Here is a 4,169-nt window from a genome sequence, read left to right as displayed (position 1 = left end):
ATGTGGCGTTAACTACGACATGGCCCCGAAAGACAGGACCGGCCCGGGCGTGTGCCCGGACCGGCCCAAAGCGGTGCAGACAGGCTCAGCCGTCGATGCGGGCCGCGACCAGCGCGATGGCCTGCTGGTAGACGGTGGCGGCGGGCCGGTAGCCGAGGCGCTTCAGCGCGTCCACGGCATAGATGTTGGCGGCGATCCCGGCCTTCATGTCGGCGATGCCGCGGCCATAGAGCCAGTCACCGTCGCGGCGCGGCTCGAAGGGGGGCGAGGACCACATGTCGAGCGGCCCCTCGGGCACCACGTCCACGTGGCCGTTCAGCACCAGTGACTTGCCCTTCTCCTCGCGCGGGCGCAGCGTGCCCACGACGTTGATGGCGTTGGAATAGTCGACCTCGACCGGCGAGAAGCCCGGGTGATGCCTGATGTCGTCGACCTCGATGGTCCAGCGGTCCATCGCGTAGCCGCGCTTCTTCAGCTCGTCGTGCAGGAAATCCTGCGCCGTCGCTTCCTGCCCGCGCAGCGAGGGGTAGCGGCCGAGCGCCTCGGTGAAGGCGATCTGCTCCTCGAAGCCCTCTTCGACGGCGGCGAGGATCTTCTGGGTAAGCTCCGGCGACAGGCTCATGCGTCGCGGCCCAGGAAGCCGTTCATGAACGACACCAGCGAGGTGGTAAGGTCCTCGGAGAGGTAGCCGCCTTCCTGCACGATCACCGTGGGGTAACCCGCCGCGGCGATCATCTCGCCGGCCCGGCGGAAGCCGTCCCAGCTGATCTGCATCCCCATGAGCGGGTCCTTCTCGTGCGCGTCGAGCCCGAGGCTCAGCATCAGGGCGCCGGGTTCGAAGGAGGCGATTGCGCGCAGCCCCTCGGCGATGGTCTCGAGCCAGGCCTCGTCGGTGGTGGTGCGGGGCAGGGGGAAGTTGACGTTGTGGCCTTCGCCCGCGCCGCTGCCGGCCTCGTGCGCGTAGCCCACGAAGAACGGGTAGTAGCTCGTCGGGTCGGCGTGGACCGAGACGGTCAGCACATCGGCGCGGTCGTAGAAGATCGCCTGCGTGCCGTTGCCGTGGTGCACGTCGATGTCGAGCGTCGCCACCCTGTCGTGCTGCGTGCGCAGGCGGGCGGCGGCGATGGCGGAGTTGTTCATCATGCAGTGACCGGCGGCCATGTCGGCCGAGGTGTGGTGCCCGGCGGGGCGGCAGAGCGCGTAGGCGACGCGGTCGCCCACGAGCACCGCGTCGGCGGCCGCCACGGCGCAATCGGCAGCGCGGCGGGCGGCGGTCCAGGTGTGCTCGCCGATCGGGGCCGAGGTGTCGCCCATGTGCCAGCCGGCCTTGCCCACGACGCTCTCGGGGTAGGTGGCAAAGCTGCGCTGGGCGAAGACGTTGGGCACCACCTCGGGGCCGCAGTTGGGCAGCTTCTGCCACTCGTCCCAGGCGGTCTCGAGGAAGTCGAGGAACGCGGGCGTGTGCACCGCCTCGAGCGCGTCGCGCGACGCCTGGGCCGGCTCGATGGTGGCGAGGCCGAGCTCGTCGAGCCCCGCCTTCAGCAGTTTCGCGCGCTCGGCCTGCTCGGCGTTGCGGAGGATCTTGCCGTGGGTGAGGCGAAAGACCGGGTCATGAAGGTCGGTCTCGGGGGCGTAGAAGCATTTCATTCGTCGGATCCGTCTTCCAGTTTGCGGAACTGCTCGGTGACCAGCAGTCGCGCGACATCGAGGTGAAAATGCATGGCCTCGACGGCCACGCGCTCGTCGCCGCCGCGCAGCGCGTCGAGAATGGGGACGTGGGTGTCGGCCAGCCGGTGGGCATCGTCGTAGAGCTTGCCGATCAGCATGATGGTGAGCTCGGTCTCGAGCGCGATCTGCTCGAACACGCCGAGGAAGCGGGGGTTGCCCGAGCCCGCGCAGATCAGCCGGTGGAACTGCATGTCCGCCTCGACCTGGGTCAGCATGTCGTGGCCGGGCCCGGCCACCCGGTGCAGCTCCTGGATCTGGGCCTCGAGCGCCGCCTCGGTGTCGCCCAGCCCCTCGCGGATCAGGCGGCGAATGGCGGCGGTCTCGATGATGATGCGCAGCTCGTAGAGGTTGTCGAGCTCCTCGGCCGAGAACTTGCGCACGAAGAAGCCGCGGTTTGGCAGGTAGGTGACCAGCCCCGAGTTCTCGAGCAGCCGCGCCGCCTCGCGCACTGGCGCCCGGCTGACGCCGAGCTGCCGCGCCACGACCGATTCGGAGAGCCGCTCGCCGGGGGTCAGCTGGCCGGACACGATGGCCTTGCTCAGTCGTCGCGCGACGCGCTGGACAAGCCCCTCGCGGTCGAGGGGTGCAAAGCCTTCGTTTGCGTCGGAGTGATCCATAAAAACCATCACGGGGAGTGCATCTTTGAAGTCAGGCTAATTGTCTTTCTGCCGATTGTCGACAATCGACTTGACCAAAGATGCAAAATTGTCCTTCCTTTCGACACCCGACAGCAGAAGGACGACTCTCATGCCAGACGGCGCGATGACGGACACGGTGGCGCAGCTTCGGCGCGATCTCGCGGCGGCCTATCGGCTGATTGCCCACTACGGGATGGACGACAGCATCTACACGCACATCTCGGCGCGGATGCCCGACGGCCCCGACGGCGAGAAGCGGTTTCTGCTCAACCCCTACGGCCTGCGCTTCGACGAGGTCACGGCCTCGAACCTCGTCACCATAGACGAGACCGGCGCGGTGGTGGACGATCCCTACGGGGCAGGGGTGAACGCCGCGGGCTTCACCATCCACTCGGCGGTGCACATGGCCCGTCACGACGCGGTCTGCGTGCTGCACACCCATACGGTGGCGGGTGTCGCGGTCTCGTCGATCAAGGAGGGGTTGCTGCCGCTCAACCAGTGGTCGGCGCAGTTCTACGACCGCATCGCCTTCCACGACTACGAGGGCATCGCACTGAACCTCGCCGAGCGCGAGCGCATCGTGGCCGACCTCGGCGACAAGTTCGTCATGCTGCTGCGCAACCACGGTACGCTGCTGCTCGGCCGTTCGGTGGCCGAGGCGCTGAAGCTGGCGCTGAACCTCGAGCGCTCGTGCAAGGCGCAGGTCGCGGCGCTGGGCATGGGGCTCACGCCGGTCGTGCTGCCGCACGAGGTCGCCGAGCACACCGCGAAGCAATACGCCCGCGCCTATGACAAGGACGCCGAGACCGGCCGCGCCGATCCCGAGTGGGATGCCTTCCTGCGCCAGCTCGACAAGGTGGCGCCGGGCTACAAGGACTGAACCCAGGATTTCGCGCCTCGTCCACAGGGGGCGGGGCGCGTCACGACAAATCTGCGACAAGACAGATGTCAGCCAATCACCAGAACCATAATCGACAGGGAAGCCATGAAACATCTCAAAGCGACAACGTTCCTTATTGCCGCGGCTCTCGCGGCGCCTCTCGCCGCGCAGGAAGCCGGCGGGCGCCTCGACATCGTCGTGCAGCCCGAGCCGCCTTCGCTCATGCTGGGCCTCGTCCAGAACGGGCCCACGCAGCTTGTCGCGGGCGACATCTACGAAGGCCTGCTGCAATACAACACCGACCTCGACCCGCAGCCCCTGCTGGCGGAAAGCTGGGAGATCTCCGAGGACGGTCTCACCTACACCTTCCACCTGCGCGACGGCGTGACCTGGCACGACGGCGAGCCCTTTACCGCCGATGACGTGGTGTTCTCGGCCGACGTCTTCCTGCGCGAGACCCACGCCCGCCTGCGCTCGTCGCTGGCCTATGTCGAGAGCATCACCGCGCCGGATCCGCTCACCGTGGTGTTCCAGCTCAAGGAGCCCTTCGGCCCGTTCATCTCGGTCTTCGAGACCGGGACCATGCCGATGGTGCCCAAGCACATCTACGAAGGCACCGATTTCGCCACCAACGAGATGAACGCCACGCCGATCGGCACCGGCCCGTTCAAGTTCGAAGCCTGGGAGAAGGGCAGCTTCATCCACCTCGTGAAGAACGAGGACTACTACGTCGACGGTCTGCCCTATCTCGACGAGGTCTACTACCGGGTGATCCCCGACGCCGCCTCGCGCGCGGTGGCCTTCGAGACCGGCGAAGTCGACGTGCTGCCCGGCGGCTCGGTCGAGAACTGGGACGTGCCGCGCCTGACCGAGATGGAGGGCGTGTGCTCGACCGGCTCGGGCTGGGAATTCTTCGCGCCCCA

5 protein-coding genes are annotated in these 4,169 nt (G+C 67.5%); 2 read left to right on the top strand and 3 right to left on the bottom strand.

The window, feature by feature from the left end; genetic code table 11:
• Positions 1–85: 85 nt before the first annotated feature.
• The 3 genes from HC022_RS20390 to HC022_RS20380 are packed head-to-tail and all read right to left on the bottom strand — an operon-like array spanning position 86 to position 2,354.
• Positions 86–622, bottom strand: coding sequence for a M20/M25/M40 family metallo-hydrolase (locus HC022_RS20390; protein WP_254885194.1), 537 nt, complete (start codon positions 620–622; stop codon positions 86–88).
• On the bottom strand, positions 619–1,647 hold the full coding sequence (locus tag HC022_RS20385; RefSeq protein ID WP_167453636.1) for a histone deacetylase family protein: 1,029 nt from the start codon (positions 1,645–1,647) through the stop codon (positions 619–621). Before HC022_RS20385 ends, HC022_RS20390 begins: the two co-directional genes overlap by 4 nt.
• Positions 1,644–2,354 carry a GntR family transcriptional regulator gene (locus HC022_RS20380; protein ID WP_254885195.1) on the bottom strand — a complete coding sequence of 237 codons (711 nt, stop codon included), beginning with the start codon at positions 2,352–2,354 and terminating at the stop codon, positions 1,644–1,646. Before HC022_RS20380 ends, HC022_RS20385 begins: the two co-directional genes overlap by 4 nt.
• A 121-nt stretch (positions 2,355–2,475) precedes the next feature.
• Here HC022_RS20380 and HC022_RS20375 point away from each other — a divergent pair, with 121 nt between their 5' ends.
• Positions 2,476–3,246 carry a class II aldolase/adducin family protein gene (locus HC022_RS20375; protein ID WP_008885002.1) on the top strand — a complete coding sequence of 257 codons (771 nt, stop codon included), beginning with the start codon at positions 2,476–2,478 and terminating at the stop codon, positions 3,244–3,246.
• Between the two features lie 105 nt (positions 3,247–3,351).
• Positions 3,352–4,169: ABC transporter substrate-binding protein (locus HC022_RS20370; RefSeq protein WP_254885193.1), on the top strand; the 818-nt coding region annotated here is incomplete at its 3' end.

Origin of the sequence: Salipiger sp. HF18 (genome assembly GCF_011806505.1) — a bacterium.
GTDB lineage: Bacteria > Pseudomonadota > Alphaproteobacteria > Rhodobacterales > Rhodobacteraceae > Salipiger > Salipiger thiooxidans.
This window is presented reverse-complemented; position numbering and strand designations above follow the sequence as displayed.

Bases quoted from the DNA above. Each gene is read 5' to 3' on its own strand.
- HC022_RS20385 (WP_167453636.1), bottom strand. From the start codon at position 1,647: ATGAAATGCTTCTACGCCCCCGAGACCGACCTTCATGACCCGGTCTTT.
- HC022_RS20380 (WP_254885195.1), bottom strand. From the start codon at position 2,354: ATGGTTTTTATGGATCACTCCGACGCAAACGAAGGCTTTGCACCCCTC.
- HC022_RS20375 (WP_008885002.1), top strand. From the start codon at position 2,476: ATGCCAGACGGCGCGATGACGGACACGGTGGCGCAGCTTCGGCGCGAT.
- HC022_RS20390 (WP_254885194.1), bottom strand. From the start codon at position 622: ATGAGCCTGTCGCCGGAGCTTACCCAGAAGATCCTCGCCGCCGTCGAA.